General features: G+C 65.9%; 13 protein-coding genes. 8 read left to right on the plus strand and 5 right to left on the minus strand.

Going from position 1 to position 16,399, the window contains the following annotated elements; all coding sequences use genetic code 11:
- Positions 1 to 11: 11 nt before the first annotated feature.
- Together EJB06_RS03820 and EJB06_RS03825 are read left to right on the plus strand one after the other, a co-directional pair.
- Positions 12 to 974 (plus strand): MlaD family protein, encoded by a 963-nt coding sequence (locus EJB06_RS03820; RefSeq protein ID WP_370660109.1) that lies wholly within the window; start codon positions 12 to 14, stop codon positions 972 to 974.
- On the plus strand, positions 971 to 1,639 hold the full coding sequence (locus EJB06_RS03825; RefSeq protein ID WP_126072677.1) for a hypothetical protein: 669 nt from the start codon (positions 971 to 973) through the stop codon (positions 1,637 to 1,639). The genes EJB06_RS03820 and EJB06_RS03825 overlap by 4 nt, the downstream gene beginning before the upstream one ends.
- A 12-nt stretch (positions 1,640 to 1,651) precedes the next feature.
- Here the strand turns inward: EJB06_RS03825 and EJB06_RS03830 are convergent, their stop codons facing one another.
- Entirely contained in the window at positions 1,652 to 3,463 is a 1,812-nt protein-coding gene (locus EJB06_RS03830; RefSeq protein WP_126072678.1) for a DUF4153 domain-containing protein, read from the minus strand.
- Between the two features lie 84 nt (positions 3,464 to 3,547).
- Positions 3,548 to 4,795: a hypothetical protein gene (locus EJB06_RS32160; protein WP_198420756.1), complete on the minus strand. Its 1,248-nt coding sequence runs from the start codon at positions 4,793 to 4,795 to the stop codon at positions 3,548 to 3,550.
- Between the two features lie 256 nt (positions 4,796 to 5,051).
- Between EJB06_RS32160 and EJB06_RS03840 the strand changes: the two genes are divergently transcribed.
- Positions 5,052 to 5,450 carry a VOC family protein gene (locus EJB06_RS03840; RefSeq protein ID WP_126072679.1) on the plus strand — a complete coding sequence of 133 codons (399 nt, stop codon included), beginning with the start codon at positions 5,052 to 5,054 and terminating at the stop codon, positions 5,448 to 5,450.
- Positions 5,451 to 5,470: 20 nt separating this feature from the next.
- Here the strand turns inward: EJB06_RS03840 and EJB06_RS03845 are convergent, their stop codons facing one another.
- Positions 5,471 to 6,163 (minus strand): DUF1349 domain-containing protein, encoded by a 693-nt coding sequence (locus tag EJB06_RS03845; protein WP_126072680.1) that lies wholly within the window; start codon positions 6,161 to 6,163, stop codon positions 5,471 to 5,473.
- Between the two features lie 171 nt (positions 6,164 to 6,334).
- On the opposite strand from EJB06_RS03845, the gene EJB06_RS03850 reads away from it, so the two are divergent.
- Positions 6,335 to 6,739, plus strand: a complete 405-nt coding sequence (locus tag EJB06_RS03850; RefSeq protein ID WP_126072681.1) for a MerR family transcriptional regulator — start codon at positions 6,335 to 6,337, stop codon at positions 6,737 to 6,739.
- 44 nt (positions 6,740 to 6,783) lie between these two features.
- Positions 6,784 to 7,377: an NAD(P)H-dependent oxidoreductase gene (locus EJB06_RS03855; protein WP_126072682.1), complete on the plus strand. Its 594-nt coding sequence runs from the start codon at positions 6,784 to 6,786 to the stop codon at positions 7,375 to 7,377.
- Here the strand turns inward: EJB06_RS03855 and EJB06_RS03860 are convergent.
- Together EJB06_RS03860 and xth are read right to left on the minus strand one after the other, a co-directional pair.
- Positions 7,374 to 7,958 carry a metal-dependent hydrolase gene (locus EJB06_RS03860; RefSeq protein WP_126072683.1) on the minus strand — a complete coding sequence of 195 codons (585 nt, stop codon included), beginning with the start codon at positions 7,956 to 7,958 and terminating at the stop codon, positions 7,374 to 7,376. The genes EJB06_RS03855 and EJB06_RS03860 overlap by 4 nt on opposite strands.
- Positions 7,959 to 8,315: 357 nt before the next feature.
- Positions 8,316 to 9,104 (minus strand): exodeoxyribonuclease III, encoded by a 789-nt coding sequence (xth, locus tag EJB06_RS03865; protein ID WP_126072684.1) that lies wholly within the window; start codon positions 9,102 to 9,104, stop codon positions 8,316 to 8,318.
- A 1,038-nt stretch (positions 9,105 to 10,142) separates the two neighbouring features.
- Here xth and EJB06_RS33070 point away from each other — a divergent pair.
- From EJB06_RS33070 to EJB06_RS03880, 3 genes are all read left to right on the plus strand, one after another.
- Positions 10,143 to 10,877, plus strand: a complete 735-nt coding sequence (locus tag EJB06_RS33070; RefSeq protein ID WP_370660110.1) for an ATP-binding protein — start codon at positions 10,143 to 10,145, stop codon at positions 10,875 to 10,877.
- Positions 10,874 to 11,563 carry a response regulator gene (locus EJB06_RS03875; RefSeq protein WP_126072686.1) on the plus strand — a complete coding sequence of 230 codons (690 nt, stop codon included), beginning with the start codon at positions 10,874 to 10,876 and terminating at the stop codon, positions 11,561 to 11,563. Before EJB06_RS33070 ends, EJB06_RS03875 begins: the two co-directional genes overlap by 4 nt.
- 89 nt (positions 11,564 to 11,652) lie before the next feature.
- Positions 11,653 to 16,278, plus strand: coding sequence for a beta strand repeat-containing protein (locus EJB06_RS03880; RefSeq protein ID WP_164557806.1), 4,626 nt, complete (start codon positions 11,653 to 11,655; stop codon positions 16,276 to 16,278).
- Positions 16,279 to 16,399: the final 121 nt, after the last annotated feature.

Consider the following 16,399-nt stretch of genomic DNA (forward strand, 5'->3'; position numbering starts at 1 on the left):
GGGACAGACAAGTGGAAACCAGGATAAACCAGGCGAATGCCAATCCCGACGACGCGCCGCCTGACGCGGTCGCGAATGTCGAAGTCAAGGCGGTGCTGCTGCTGGTGCTGATGAGCGCCTTGATCGTCACCTTTCTGCTGTACGTGATGTATGCGCGCGGCGTGTTCGAAAGCACCCAGCGCCTGGTGCTGCTGTCGGAAGATTCGGACGGCGTCATCCCGGGCATGGACGTGACGTTCTCGGGCTTTCCGGTGGGGCGCGTGCAGCGCGTGGAACTGGCCCCGGACGGCAAGGTGCGCATCCTGGTCGACGTGCCGCGCAAGGACGCCAAATGGCTCAAGACGTCGAGCGTGTTCACGGTCGAGCGCGGGCTGGTGGGCGACACCCGCATCAAGGCGTTTACCGGGATCCTGACCGATCCGGTGCTGCCGCCCGACTCGGTGCGCACGGTGCTGCGCGGCGACACCGCCGCCGAGATTCCGCGCCTGGTCGCCAGCGCGCGCGCCTTGCTGGAAAACCTGGACAACATGACGCGCAGCGATTCGGCCATCAACACCAGCCTGAGTAATATCCAGGCCGCGACCGGGCGCCTGTCGGGCAAGTACGGCTTGCTGGGGACGGCGCTGGGCAGCGAGGACGAGGCGAAAAAACTGCTGCAGACGCTGCAGCATGTCGACCAGCTGCTGCTCAAGGCCGACCAGCGCGTGTTCGGCAAGCAGGGCGTGATGGACGAGGCGCAGCTGGCCATCGTGCAGCTGCAGGTGGTGCTCAAGGATGCCAGCAACAGCCTGAAAAAGGTCGATGCGGTGCTGGTCGAAGCGCAGGCCGTGGGCGCCAACGCCAAGGTGGCGACCCAGGACCTGGGCGCACTGCGCGCCGAGGTCGATGCGAGCCTGCGCAAGGTGACGCGCCTGATCGATGAAATCAACCGCAAGTGGCCTTTTGCACGCGAGACGGAGCTGAAACTGCCATGAAGACCATGTACCTGACCGCGCTCGCCGCCATGCTTGCCGCCGGCTGTTCGAACAACCCGCCGCCGGCCTGGAAGGGCAACGCCGGCAGCGCGCTGGCCGCGTTCAGCGACGCCTACCTGCGCGGCGAGAGCAACATCGCCGGCGCCGAATTCGCGCGTGCGCGCGCCGAGATGGCCAGCACCGGGCGGCCGGACCTGGTCGCGCATGCGGAACTGGTGCGCTGCGCCACGCGCGTGGCGAGCATGGAATACGACGCCTGCCCCGCCTTCGAGGCGCTGGCGCAGGACGCCACGCCGGCCGAACGCGCCTACGCCGCCTATCTGGCGGGGCGCTGGGACGGACTCGATGCGGCCCTGCTGCCCGAACAGCACCGCGCGGTGCTGGCGGCGGCGCGCGCAAACGACGGCAGGAGCGTGCTGGCGCCGATCGGCGATCCGCTCGCGCGCCTGGTGGCGGCCGGTGCGCTGATGCGCCAGGCGCGCATTGCGCCGGCCGATATCGCAGTGGCCACCGATACCGCCTCGGAGCAGGGCTGGCGCCGCCCGCTGCTGATGTGGCTCGGCGTTGCGCTCAAGCGCGCCCAGGCCGCAGGCGACACGGCGCAAGCGGCGCGCCTTCAGCGCCGCATCGACCTGGCCGGCGCCACGCCGGGCGCGGCTCCCTGATCGCGGCGCCGCTCATTTTTCGCGCGCGTTGAGCGTGTTGATCAGCGAGGTACAGGTTTCCAGAACCGGCGTGGCCGCCATGTCCATCTCCACCGGCAGGCCGGCCACCACGATTTGGCGCGTGCGTGGCGCGACCAGCCTGTAGTCGCCGCGCTTGAGCAGGTCGGCGAAGGGCGCGCAGCTGGTCATGCCGGACAGCCTGGCGCTGACTGTCCATCTGCCCCTGGCACCTTCGGAAAACACGACCGGCTCGTCGTAGCTATTGCTTGCCATGAGCAGCAGTTCGTCCTTGCCGTCGTCGTCGAAGTCGATCGGGAAGACGTCGCAGTGCGCGTTCGGATCGGTCAGGCAGCGCGGCACGCCGGTATTGACCTTCCACGTCGACAGCGGAAAGCTGGCCGGCAGGCGCGCCGATGCCGGCCACACCGTCAACTGCTCGGCCGCCTTGACGGTGTGCTGCGGGAAGCCGTCGTCGCCGGGCTGATCGGCCAGCAGGCGCGTCGCGCGTTCCGCCGCCAGCGCGGCTTGCGGCCCGGTCTTGCCTTCCTTGATCCTGAGCAGGGCGGCGACGCCATAGCGCCGCGACTCCGCCTTGAGGAAGTGGTAATCGAACTTGTCGGCGCCGACCGCGCCGCTTTCCAGGCGCGCGACCTGGCTGTCGACGGCGATGCGGGCCGGGTCGGCGATCGGGGTCAGTAGCGCCAGCAGGACGGCGATGGCGGCATACGCGGCCACCAGGTTGACCGGGGCCACGCGGCGCAGCCAGCCGCCTTTGTCGATTGCCGCGAACAGGTAGCCGAGCGCGTAGATGGCGGACACCAGCAGCGCGGCGGCGGCGAAGATGCGGTCCGGGGTCCAGCCGTGGTCGCCCACGCGCAGGGCCAGCGCGTGGATGGCGATGGCGCTCAGCGGCAGCGGCAGCGCGCAGGCGACGCGCGCGGCAAGGCGCACCACGGGCGCGACCGCGTCGCCCATGGCGCCGTTCTGCCAGGCGGCGTTGATCAGGACCACCAGCAGCGCGTTGGCCGCCAGCAGGGCCACGGTGGCGTGGCGCGTGGCCCACAGCGCATCGAGGCCGGTGAACGGCAGGCACACCACAAACCCGCCGATCAGCAGGGTGGCGACCGGCAGCAGCCAGGACATCAGCACCAGCAGCAGGTTGCGGATGCCGTGCACGATGGCCGGGCGCACATCGGTCAGGTGCAGGGCGCAGGCAAAGGCGCAGCACAGCACCGGCGCGACGAACAGCGGGGACTCCATCAGGCTTTCGAGGAAGCGCAGCTTGACCAGGCCGAACAGCGAAGCGCCCAGCCACAGGGCCAGGAACAGCGCGCCGGTGAAGAAGCCGGAAAACACCAGCTGGATGAAGAGCTTCCAGGCGATGTCGAAATGGGTGGCGTAGCTGGCCAGGCGGCGCTTGTCGTGCGCGGCCGCCAGCACCAGCGCGTGGCCGATGAACAGGATCGCCAGGCTGAAAAAGCACACCAGCGGCAGCATGTCCGGCCATAGCGGCGCCAGTTGCGGCGACTGGAGCAGGCGCGTTTCGCGCCAGGCGGCGTGCACCCCGATCACGGCGAGCGCAACGGCGGCCAGCGCGCACCACAGGGCGAGCAGGGCGGCGCGCAGGTGGCCGAGGCTGGAAATGGCGAGCACCGGCACCAGCGCGACGATCAGGAAGGCCGCCGTGTGGATGAGGGGATCGGTGAAAGCGCGTTTTTCGAACAGCAGGTACAGGACAAACCCCTGCGCCAGGCCGATGGCGGCGCGCGCCAGGCCCACAGGGCGCGAGGTTTCCGGGGCGGTAGTGGCAGGGGCTGTCGTCATGATGGCGTGAATGTGGTCGCTGGTTGAAAAAAAGGCCGCGCCGCCCCTTGCTGGTGCGGCGCGGCCGGCGTGCTGGTTGACTGTTTACTTGTGCTTGAGCGCCCAGGCGCCCGCTGCGGCGGCGCCGGCCAGCTGGCCGCCCATGTCGAACAGGGCGGCCTGGCCGGACTGGGTTTCGGTGGCGCCGCCGGCGACGCTCATGCTCAATTTAACCACGCCCGCCTTGTCGACGCTGCCGGTGACCGCAGTCGTGCGCGCGGTCGCCTTGCACGAACCGGTGATGACGCCGGTGTAGCTGACGTTCACGTCGCAGGTGCCGTAGTAGGCGCCGAAATTGCCGCTCCACGGGCCGGCGAAACGGATCGGATCGAGGTATTCGCGGTTGGTCGAGGCCTGTCCGAAGCTGACCAGCTCGGTAGCGCTGGAGAAGCTGACGTCACCCGATCCCTTGGAGGTGGTCGAGGTGTTGCATGCCACGATCAGGCCGGTGACGATGTCGCGCCAGCAGGTTTTTTCGACCCAGTAGTTGACGTAGACGTTGGCGGTGCGCTTGTCGAGGTTGGTCTCGCTGGAGACGATCTTGAGCGTGGAGAAGGTGCCAGCCGGAACGGTCTTGCTTTCGATCCCGACCACCTTGCCCTTGCTGGTGAGGGCGCGCGAGGTTTCTTCCTTGGAGCACGGAATGCTCATGGTGCTGGCGAAGTCGAAGGTGTCGCCGACCGAGGCGGTCGCCGGCGCTTGCATGGCGGCCGGCGCATAGGTGGCGGTGCAGCCCGCATACGAATTGCTGGACAGAATGCCGCCCTTGCCGTCGAATACCTCGATGGTTTGCGCGCCTTTTTCCTGGCTGGCCGAATCGGCGTTTTCCCAGCCGCCGTCGGCGTTGACCTTCATGATGCGCTGGGTGACGGAGACTTTCCAGCCCATCGTCACGTCGGTGTAGGTGACAAAATCGCCGACCGTGCGGGCGGGCAGGGTGTACGGGCCGCCGGCTGGCGGCGCGACCGGGGTTGGCGGCGTCGGGGTCGGTGGCGTCGGGACCGGCGGCGTCGGGGTCGGCGGCGTCGGAACCGGCGGCGTCGGAACCGGCGGGGTGACGACCACCGGTGGGGTGATCGGCTCCGGGGTTGGCGTCGGCGTCGGCGTCGGGGCCACCGGCGGCGTCACGGGCGGCGTTGGCGTTGGTGCAGGCGTGACAGGGACGACCGGCGGCGGTGTGACAGGTACCGTGGGAAGTGCCGGCGCCGGGGTTGGCGCAGGCGGCGCATCGCTGCCGCCGCCGCAGGCGGTCAGGGCCGTCGCCGAAATCAATCCAAGTAGTCGCATCCGCATCAGAGTCATCCTTTTTTTGTCATTATGTATATCCCTTTATTCAACCATAAAAACTAATGTTGAATAAAGAGCATCGAAGTGCGCGATTATACACGTGGCATAGCATCGAAGTTGTCGGAAATGACATTGGGCGTCTTTTGCAGCAATATCGGCAGGAAGCGACTATTTTTCCTGCCAGCGTGTCGATATCGGGTCGGCTGCTTCGTCGTCAAGATAGGGCAGCGATCGCCATTTCGCTTTTCACCACGGAGACATCATGCACAAACAGATTATTTTCAACCTGCCGGTCAGGGACATGGACACATCGAAGGCTTTCTTTTCGGCGCTCGGCTTCAGCTTCGATCCGGCAATGAGCAGCGACAGCGCGGCCTACATGGCGATCGTCGACGGCAGCATCCACGCCATGCTGATGACCCACGATTTCTTCGGGTCCTTTACCAACAAGCCGGTGGTGCAGGCGCTGGAGGCCAACGAGGTCATCATCTGCCTGAGCTGCGAGAGCCCGCAGGAGGTCGATAGCCTGATCGCCAGGGCCGCCGCCGCCGGAGCCCGGATTCCGCATCCACCGGAAGACCACGGATTCATGTACGACCAGGGCTTCGAGGACCTCGACGGCCACCTGTGGAACCTGGTCTGGGCGGCGCCGCAAGGCTGACCGATCCTGCCTTGCCGGATTTACTCGCCCTGCCAGAAATCCCTGAAGGTGGCATTCCTGAACCGGATGTCGGAGAAGCGGGCACGGAACTCCTCGCCCATGGGCGATTGGGCGGAGAAGCCGACTTTCACGGTGCCCGCTCCCGGCAGGCTGAAGGTGCGCACCATGCTCCAGTTTGCCCCGTCGGGCGAGGTGTAGAACACGAACATGTCCTTGCGCCGCACGACCTTGAGGTAGACTTCGCTGCCTTCCCTGGCGCCGTGGTGCGCGTCGTCGCCCACGCCCTTCGCCACCGTTGTCGAGATGCCCGGCTTGCCCGTCCTGGCCAGTTCGAACAGCAGCTTTCCCCAGCTTGTCTTGTCGCCGTACACAATCAGCGCTGCGCCGTCGAAGGGCTTGCCGAAGCCGGCGCCGACCCGGGCCGAAAAGATGAAGTCGCCGGCCGGCTGGAACAGCACGCGCGGGGTTGTATCCGCCATCTCGGTGCCGTCGGTATTGACGTAAAGGTCGCTGCCTTTTTTTGCCACGAGCACCAGCGTCGCCGCATCCACCTGTGCCGCCCCCGGATCGGCGTGCATGTCGAGCGCGAACGGCAGCGCGGCGATCGCCGGCTTGGCCGCGCCCGGGGTGGCGGCGCCGGCAGGCGCCTGAAATGCGAGCAGGGCCGCTCCCAATGCGGCGCTCCCAAGCACACGTGCTGTCTGGCTGTTCATATCGCTACTCCCGTTGTGGTTTGCCGGCGGTGCGGTGGAATCGCTTCCAATCGCTGTCCCGAAGGTAGCATGGACATTACTTCTTTGTCAATATTGGAAGGGAATGGGGTTTGACGGCCTCCGGTAGTAAACTGCGGCAGGGCTTTTCCATTTCATCATCGACAGACCAGCATGTACATCAGCGAATTAGGGCGCCGCGCCAATGCCTCGCCCAAGGCGATCCGCCTTTATGAATCCCTCGGATTACTGGGCGAGGTCGGGCGCAAAGGCACTTACCGCATCTATTCCGAACAGAACGTGCAGCAGGTCCAGCTGATCCGGCAGGTGCAGGCGCTGGGATTTAAGCTGGCCGACATGGGACCGCTGCTGGTCGCCGCCCAGGGGGCGCCCGATTGGGCCGAGTTAAGGGCGTTCATCGAGCGGCGCCGGGTGCTGGTGCGCGCCGAGGTGGCGCGCCTGGAACAGCTGGAACGCAAGCTGGGCCAGGTCAGTGCCGAGATCGGCGCTTGCCTGGCCGCGCCGCAGCCGTCGACGATGGCCGATTGCATCGACGAAACGCTTGACTCTGCCCCATAGGGCAAGCTGCATACTTCCTGAAATTTATTTTTCAGGAGAGTACGATGGGCAATCGCGCAGGGGCGAAACGGGTGCTGGTGATCGCGGCCCATGCGTCGGACGGGACTTTCGGCAGTGCGCTGGCGCAGGATTATGCGCAAGCGGCACGGCAGGCGGGACACGAGGTCCAGCTGATCGCCCTGGACCGGCTGGCGTTCGATCCGATCCTGCATCACGGCTACAAGGTGGTCCAGGAACTGGAACCGGACTTGAAGAAGGCGCAGGAGCTCATCACCTGGGCGCAGCACCTGGTGTTTGCCTTTCCGGTCTGGTGGGGCGGGGTTCCGGCGCTGCTGAAGGGTTTTCTCGACCGGATCATGCTGCCCGGCTTTGCCTTCAAGTACCAGAAGGGCAAGGCGTTTCCGGCCAAGCTGCTGAGCGGGCGCAGCGCGCATCTGCTGGTGACGATGGATACGCCGCCGTGGTACTACCGGCTCGTGTACCGCGCACCGGCCATTCACCAGATGAAAAAGACCACGCTGGCGTTTTGCGGCATCACGCCGGTCGACACGCTGATGTGCGGTCCCATTCTCGATTCGACGCCGGAGAAAAGAAGCGCATGGCTGGCCCGGGCCCGCGCATTGGCGGCGCGGATTTAAGCGCGCTTGTTGGTCTTCTTGCCGGGTTTGCCCTGTTTTGCTTGTTTGGCTTGTTTTCTTTGTCTGCGCGTGGCGACATACAGGCCGAGGCCGGCCAGCGCGGCCGGCAGCCATACCCAGATCAGTTCCGATCTCAGCACGGTGACCCCGCGCGCACTGAAAAACCGCTGCACGGTCAGGGGACTGACCCGTATCACGCGGACCGGAAAGAACATCCGCGCCTCCGACACCGGCCAGGCCAGCGCCACGCCCAGTCCGCCGCTGGTCAGCATGTCGAGCAAGCCATGCGAGACGGCGCTGGCGGTGATGAAGAAAAACGCGGCCAGGCGCGAGGCATTCAACTGCCGTGCAAAGGCCGCCGCCAGCAATCCGAGCACGATGGCAAACGCCAGCGAATGCGATGCCCCCCGGTGCCCCAGTTCGTTCGCATAAGGAATGCCTATGTGCAAACCGGCGACATCGGCATCCGGCACGATCGAGGCCAGCACGCCGGCCGCCAGCAAGCGGCCCGGAATTACCCTGGAACCCAGGGCCAGGCCGATTGCGAGGGGAACGGCGGGGTGGGACAGGATGGTCGGCATGGCGGTAATGATCGTCGATCGATAGTCGGGGCCACGATCATAGCGCTTTCCTTGCGATGATCGGCAGCGCCTGTCGAATAATCTTTATGGTAATTGCTTGTCGCTTTTACTTATACTGGCGTCGCGTTTCCTTGGCGGGGAAGTAGTTGTTTAATTGCAGCGGTTTTGGCTCCTGAGTCCAGACTGGCGCGACGGCATTCCCGTTCGCGTACCGCATTTAGCGGCCTTTCTCAGGTTCGATTCCTGATGTACGCAAGCAGCAGTAAATTCCGGACTCACCATCCGGCTCGTGCGGGTTAATTCCCGCAACACTGATGCAGTCCCCTCAAGGCTATCATCGCATTAGCGCTTATTTTTTTAGCGGCTGATTTTCTTCATGTCCAGTTCGATCCACGTGGGCGCATGGTCGCTCGGCTTGTCGCGTCCGCGCACGTCGCGGTCGACGTTGGCGGCCGTGAGCGCGCCGGCCAGCATGGGACTGAGCAGCAGGTGGTCGATGCGCAGCCCGGCATCGCGTCCGTAGGCGTCCCGAAAATAATCCCAGAACGTAAAAATGCGCTCGTCCGGATGCATCGTGCGCAGGGCATCGGTCCAGCCCTGCGCCACCAGGCGCTGGAAGGCGTCGCGCGTTTCGGGACGGAACAGGGCGTCGGTCACCCAGCGCTCGGGCTTGTAGACGTCCAGCTCGGTCGGAATGGCGTTGAAGTCGCCGGCCAGCACCACCGGCGCGCCGCTGGCCAGCAGCCCTTGCGCGTGGGCGATCAGGCGTTCGAACCAGGCCAGCTTGTAATCGAACTTGGGTCCCGGGGAAGGATTGCCGTTGGGGAGGTAGAGGCAGGCCACCAGCACGCCGTCGATGGCCGCCTCCAGGTAGCGGCTTTGCTCGTCGGCGTCGTCGCCCGGCAAGCCGCGCCGCACTTCCACCGGCGTCGTGCCGCGCGCCAGGATCGCCACGCCGTTCCAGCTTTTCTGGCCGATCCACAGCGCCTGGTAGCCGGCCTCGTTGAGCGCGGCTTCGGGAAAACGCTCCTGGGGCGCTTTCAGTTCTTGCAGGCAGGCGACGTCCGGCTGGGTTTCTTCGAGCCATTCCAGCAGGGCGGGCAGGCGGCTGCCGATGCCGTTGATGTTATAGGTGGCGATGCGCATGGGATGTCCGCGTCAAATGAAAGTGATGCTATTTTGACCGCAGATGCGCATCCGATGCCGCACGTTAGCGGCGCGCGGGGGCGCGGCAAGCCGCCCTCTCGCGATTGCTTTTAGGAATGAATAGTTTCGGATAAAATTGCGTTTCCCGGCGTACTGACGCGCGCAATCCCGAGGCAGGCTGTTGCTGACTTTTCCATGACTTTACGCTGGCACAATACGCCCCTGGCGCGCACGGTACTCGTCTGCCTGGTTGTCGCCGGAACCTGTCTGCGGCTGGACTGGCTCGCCACGCAGTCCTTCCATGCGCGCGAGCGGGCCCGCGTGGCCGAACAGGTCGCTGCCCTGCGCTCGATGCTGGAACAGCGGCTGCACCTGCACCTGGCGCCGCTGGCGGCGGGCGAGGTGGTGCTGCAGCTGAAACCGGACCTGACGCAAGCGCAGTTCCAGCGCCTGGGCCAGAGCCTGCTCAAGGACGCGCCCGCCGTGCGCACCTTGGCCTTGTCGCCGAATGCGGTTCTGCGGCATGTCTTTCCGCCCGATCAGGCCGGGCATCTGCACATGATGCCCACCCGGGCCGACGTGGAGCAAAGCGCGCGCGACGGCACCATGCGCCTGGACGGTCCGATGACGCTCGGCGATGGCGGCCTGGGCATGGTGGCGCGGCGTCCGGTCTACCTCGATCCGGACAGCCGCCTGCAATTCTGGGGTTTCGTCAGCGCCGTGATCGATTACGAACGCTTCATCGCGCTGGCCAGGCCGCTGCTGGCCGCGCCCGACATCGCCTTCGCGCTGCGCCACGTCAGTCCGGGCGGGGCGCCGGGGGCCGTGTTCCATGGCGCGCCGGCCAGCTTCGATGCGCTCACGGAAACGGCGCTGATCGGCACGCCCGCCGGCTACTGGCAGGTCGGCGCGCGCCCGCGCGGCGGCTGGGAGCAGCCGCGCCCGTATTCCTTGCCGCTGCGCCTGCTGATGCTGAGCGTGGTCGTCCTCACCGGCGCCGCCACCTGGCTGCTGCGCGCGCGCGGTCTGCGCAACAAGATGCTCCTGCGCAAGCTGGAGTCGGGCGAAGCGGCGCGGGTGCAGTGGGTGGCCGATACCTCGCACGAGCTGCGCACGCCGATCACCATCCTGGCGACCCATCTCGATGCCATGCAGGACGGCATCATCGCGCCCACGCCGGCCAATCTGACGGTGCTGTCCGACACGGTGAAGGAAATGGAGCGGCTGGTATCGGACCTGCACGTGCTGGCGCGTGCCGACGCCGGCGCCCAGGCCCTGCAGTCCGAGCCGGTCGATCCGGCCGGGCTGTGCGAGGAAGTGGCGGCCGCCTTTGCGCCGCGCCTTGCCAGCCATCCCTTGCACTATCGGCTGATCGACGAGCTCGAGCCCGGCTGCCTGGTCCATGGCGACCGCCAGCGCCTGGGCCAGGTGCTGTCCAACCTGATCGGCAATTCGCTGCGCTACACCGATCCCGGCGGACAAGTGCAGGTGGTGCTGGCGCTTGCCGGCCCGCACATCGTGATCCGGGTCGAGGATTCCGCGCCCGGCGTGCCGGATGCGGCGCTGCCGCGCCTGTTCGAACGCTTTTACCGGGTCGACGAGTCGCGCAGCCGTGCCAGCGGCGGGTCCGGGCTGGGCCTGGCGATCTGCGAGGCCATCGTGGCCGGCCACGGCGGGCGCATGCAGGCCAGCCATTCGCCGCTGGGCGGCTTGCGCATCGATATCCTGCTGCCGGCCCAGGCGGCGCGCCCCCATCACGGAGATTGCCCATGACATCGCCCCTCGTTTTGCTGGTCGAGGATGAACCGCGCATTGCCGAGATTCAGCTTGCTTACTTGCAGCAGGCCGGCATGCGCACCCACCACCTGCTGCGCGGCGACGAGGTCGTCGCGTGGGTACGCGCCAAGCTGCCCGACCTGGTCTTGCTCGACCTGATGCTGCCCGGGCTGGATGGCACCGCCGTGTGCAGCCAGCTGCGCACCTTCACCGACGTGCCGGTAATCATGGTCACCGCGCGGGTGGAAGAAATCGACCGCCTGCTGGGCTTCGATGTCGGCGCCGACGATTACTTGTGCAAGCCGTTCAGCCCGCGCGAACTGGTGGCGCGCGCCCAGGTCTGCCTGCGCCGGCGCGGCAAGGCGGCGGCCGGGCCGCGCACGCCGACCAGCGCGCTGTCGATCGACGAGGAGCGCCAGTGCGCCACCTGGAACGGGGCGCGGCTCGAGTTGACGGCGCAGCAATATCGCCTGCTGAGCGTGATGGCGCGCCAGCCCGGACGCATCTTTTCGCGGGCGCAATTGCTGGAGCTTGCTTTCGAGGCCGGCAGCGAACGCTTCGACCGCGCCATCGACAGCCAGATCAAGAACCTGCGCAAAAAACTCTCCCAGCAGGTGGCCGACCAGGAATTGATTCACTCGGTGTACGGCGTCGGCTACCGTTTCGAATGCCAGCCGGCGTGATCGTTCCACCCTGAACGCCATAATTGCGCCACATTTGCTCGTCAATATGCACGCTCGGCAGATTGCCAGGCATGCATCGAGGAGAGAAAATGGGTTTCACGAAATGGGTCAAGAAGACGGTCAAGAAGGTCGGCAAGTCGTTTAACGATGTCGTCAACGACACGGTCAAGGATATCGGCGGCGGTATCGACGAGATCGGCAAGAGCTTCGACGACATGGGCAACGCGGCGCGCGACATCGCCGAAGACATCGCCGAACTGGGCTACACCAAGAAGAATTTCGGCAACGGCAACGACAACTTCACCTCCAGTTCGTTGGGCGGCAACTTTTTGAATGGGGGCGGCGGCAACGATACCCTGCGCGTGACGGCCGGCGCCTACAACGTGCTCAAGGGCGAAGACGGCGACGATACGCTCAGCGTGCAGGTCGGCGGCTACAACAAGCTCGACGGCGGCAACGGCAACGACAGGCTGTCGGTCAGCGCGGGCGCCGACAATATCCTGATCGGCGGCGAAGGCGACGATCATCTGTCCATCGGCGCCGGCGCGAGCGCCGAGATCGAGGGCGGCGGCGGCAACGACCGCATCGAGGTGGCGGCCGGCGGCGTGGTCAAGGTCAACGACTGGCACGGCCACAACACGATTCATTACAACGCCTTGTCCGGCTCGGTCAACAGCGGCGGCGGCAACGATACCGTGACCGGCAACGGCGCGAAGAACAGCATCAACACCAACGACGGCGACGACAAGGTCGACATGACCGGCGCCAGCAATAACGTCAATGTCGGCAACGGCAACAATACCGTCAACCTCACCGGCGGCAGCAATGTGGTCCATGCCGGCAATGGCAGCGACCGGATCTCGGTGGGTGGCGGGCGCAACGTGGTCAATGCCGGCGATGGCGCGAATGTGATCAAGGCCGACGGCATCGCCAACAAAATTACGGCCGGCAACGGCGCCGACAAGGTCAGCGTCAGCGCCGTGTCGAACGAGATCAGCACCGGCCAGGGCAACGACGAAGTCCTTGCCAGCAGCGCCAGCAATATCATCGATACCGGCGACGGCAACGACACGGTCAAGGTCGATGGCGCATCGAATATCGTTCGCACCGGTAACAACGACGACAGCGTCGACGCGGCCGGCGGTTCCAACGTGCTGGAACTGGGCAACGGCAACAACAGCGCCAACGCGGCCGGCGTATCGAACGTCATCAAGGCCGGCGACGGCAACGACACCGTGGTGGCCATGGGCGGCATCAATACCGTACTGGCCGGCCATGGCGACAACAGCGTGACCGTGGGCGGCGGCGCCAACATCGTTACGACTGGCAACGGCAGCGACAAGATCAAGGCCTATGGCGGCAGCAACACGCTCACCATCGGCAACGGCAGCGACAAGCTGGTGGCATTGGGCGGCGTCAACGTGGTGATCGCCAGCGACGGCGGCGACAGCATCGTCGCGGGCGGTGGCGGCAATGCCATCGGCAGTGCGGGCGGCAACAACAGCATCCTGGTCGGCGGCTTGCTGAACGTCGTCGTCAGCGGCGGCGGCAGCAACCAGATCGGCGCACTCGGCAATACCAACGCGCTGGTCGCCAACGGCGCATCGAACCTGGTGGCGGCCGTGGGCAACACCAACGTCGCGCTGGCCAACGGCGGCAAGAACACCGTGCTGGCGGCCGGCGCGGGCAACCTGGTGGCCACGACCGTCGGCGGCAACACGGTGGCGGCGGTCGGCGGCGCCAACGTGATCCTGACCGAAGTAGGCGGCATGCTGGACGCGGCCAGCGGCGGCCTCGGCAAGGTGCTGGCCGGCGCGGTGCCGGACAAGACCATCGCCACGGCGATCAACAACGCCACCGGCAAGCTGACCGGCGCCATCCAGAGCGGCAGCGGCAAGGATGTGGTGATCGCGGTCGGCGGCACCAATGTGATCTACACCGGCGCGCAGGACGACGTGGTGGCTGCCATCGGCGGCAATAACGTGCTGCTGGCCAACGGCGGCAATAATGTCAGCACGGCCATCGGTTCGAACAACCTGCTCATCAATAGCGCCGGCAACAACGTCGTCACGACCCTGGGCAGCGCCAACGTGGTGCTGACCGGCGCGGGCGAGGGCATCACCGACCTGGCGAAGAAACTGGACAAGGCGACCGCCGGCAGCGCCACCAGCGCCATCTCCAAATTCCTCGGCAACACCCTGGCCAAGGGGAGCGGCAACGATATCGTCACCGCCATCGGCGCGGCCAACGTGGTCTACACCGGCACCGGGAACGATGTCGTCACCACGCTGGGTTCGACCAATGTGGTGTGGGCCGGCGCGGGCAACGACGTGGTGACCGCGGCCGGTTCCAACAATATCGTCTGGGCCGATGGCGGGGTGGATGTGGTCACCGCTGCCGGCAACAACAACCTGGTCGTGACCGGCGACTACGCCGAAGTGGCGGCCACCGCCATCGGGCTGGTCGATTCCGTGGCGGCCGGGGTGGCGGCGGTCGACCTGGTCGGCAAGGCCGGCCTGGGCGGCGCGGCGACCAGCCAGGGCGGCACCGAAGCGGTGACCGTCATGGGCAAGAACAATGTGGTGGTCGGCGGCAGCAACGCCACCGTCATCACCGCGCTGGGCAGCAATAATCTGCTGGTGAGCGGCGCCGGGAACGATGTCATCAGCGCGGCAGGCAGCAAGACCGGGATTGTGGCCGGCGCCGGCAACGATGTGGTGACCGCGCTCGGCTCGTATAACGCGGTGGTGGCGGGCGAGGGCAACAACGTCGTCACCGCCGTGGGCAAGGGCAACCTGCTCAGCGGCGGCAGCGGCAACGACGTGCTGACCGCGATCGCGGTCGGCTCCGTCGGCACCAGCAAGTCGAACCTGAACGTGGTGCTGGGCGGCGACGGCAACAATGTCATGACCGTGATCGGCAAGGACAATATCGCGGTCAGCGGCGGCGGCAAGGATGTGCTGGTCATGGCGTCCTACGGCTCGCAGGAAAAAACCACCGAAAGCGGCAAGGAAGGCGAAGACACCACGACCACCAGCACCACCAAGTTCGATACCCAGGTCAATGTGGCGTGGACCGGCGGCGGCGACGATACGGCCTTGCTGTACGGCAGCCACAATGTGCTGGTGGCCGATGGCGGCAACGATACCGTGATCGTGGTCAATGCCGGCAGCAAGCTCGATTACAAGAGCGAAACCACCAACGGCGCCAATGAAGTGGTGTCGTCGACCAAGGTCAGCGCCGATACGGGCTTGAACTTCGTGCACACCGGCAGCGGCAACGATACCGTGATCCTGGCCGGCACCACCACGGTCGGCATGGGCGGCGAGGGCAACGACGTGATCGTCACGGCGGCGCAAAACAATATCGCCATCGGTGGCGCGGGCAACGACGTCATCATCGGCCTGTCCGAAATGACGGTGTTTAACGCGGTCGAAAGCCTGGTCGAGAACGACTACGAGTCGGCCGGCGACTGGATCGGCGCCGCCATGAACTACAACTTTGCCTCGTCGCAGGTCAAGGCCCTGACCAGCGGCAGTCTGAGCAAACTCAATCTGGTCGGTAATGTGTTGCTGGGAGGCGAGGGCAACGATACCGTGTTCGCCACCAACGCCGGTACCTATATCAGCGGCGGCAATGGCGACGATGTGATGATGGGCATGGGCTGGGGCGTCATTACCGAGTTGCTGGGCAAGAATTCGGCCAAGCTGGGCGGCGCGGCGATCGGCGGCTTTGCCGATGTCAGCAAGTATGTGGGCGACACCATGCTCAAGGAACTGTCGACTGGCTGGGACCAGATGGGCGCCAGCATCAAGGCCAAGCTGGCGGCGGCCACGGCCAGCGCCGGTGCGCTGGGCGCCAGCATCGACGGCGTCAGCGGCAAGGCGGTCGACGCGGTGGCGGGCGTGACGGGCGTGGAACTGGGCGACTTCAGCGTTGCCGGCGGCATCAAGGGCGCCATGAACGGGGTGTCGGGCGGCGTCAACACGGCCGTGGCCGGCATCGGCAAGGGCTTCAGCTACGCGGCCGACGCCGATGTGGCGGGCGCGCTGGCGGACAGCGCCAAGTTCCTCGGCAGCAAGGTCGCCGCAGGCAGCGACGCGACCTTCGACGGCCTGGAATGGCTGACCGACAAGCTGGGCCTGGATATGAACTTCGGCAACTTCAACGGCGCCGAAGGCCTGGTCGGCGGCTTCCTGGCTTACCTGATCGGCTACAAGTACGCCGGCGACAACGACCTGCACGGCGGCGCCGGCAACGATACCTTGTACAGCGGCATGGGCAACGATGACTTGCGCGGCGGCAGCGGTACGGACACCTATGTCGTTTCGATGGGCGACGGCAAGGACACGATCTATGAAAGCGCTGGCGGCAACGACATCCTCAAGTTCGCGGCCAACCGGATTTTCTCGGGCGTGACGATGGACGCCGCCGGCGTGAAGGCGAATATCAGCGGCAAGGACCTGGTGATCAACTATGTCAAGGACAAGGTCTTGTTCGCCAAGGTCACGATCGCCGACTACGCCAGCGTCAACATGAAAGAGCTGCAGTTGATCGACCAATCCGGCGCGCTGGTGTCTACTATCAGCATGAATAGCCTGATCGCGGGGGCCGCCGACAGCGACCCGTACGCGATGACCTCGGTGTGGACGGTGAACCATCTCGACGCCTTTGCCGAGCTCGTTCTGGTCGGTACGCAGCAGCAGGCGGCATAAGCTGGACTGAGCAAAACAGGGGGCGCAGTCTTCGACGGAGACTGCGCCTTTGTTGTTGGAGGGGCCAGGCAGCGGTCTAGGCAAGGCAGAAAGATTTCCATGTCGTGGTAAAATTTCAAGA

Origin of the sequence: Massilia atriviolacea (assembly GCF_003953935.1) — a bacterium.
Taxonomy (GTDB): Bacteria; Pseudomonadota; Gammaproteobacteria; order Burkholderiales; family Burkholderiaceae_D; genus Telluria_A; species Telluria_A atriviolacea.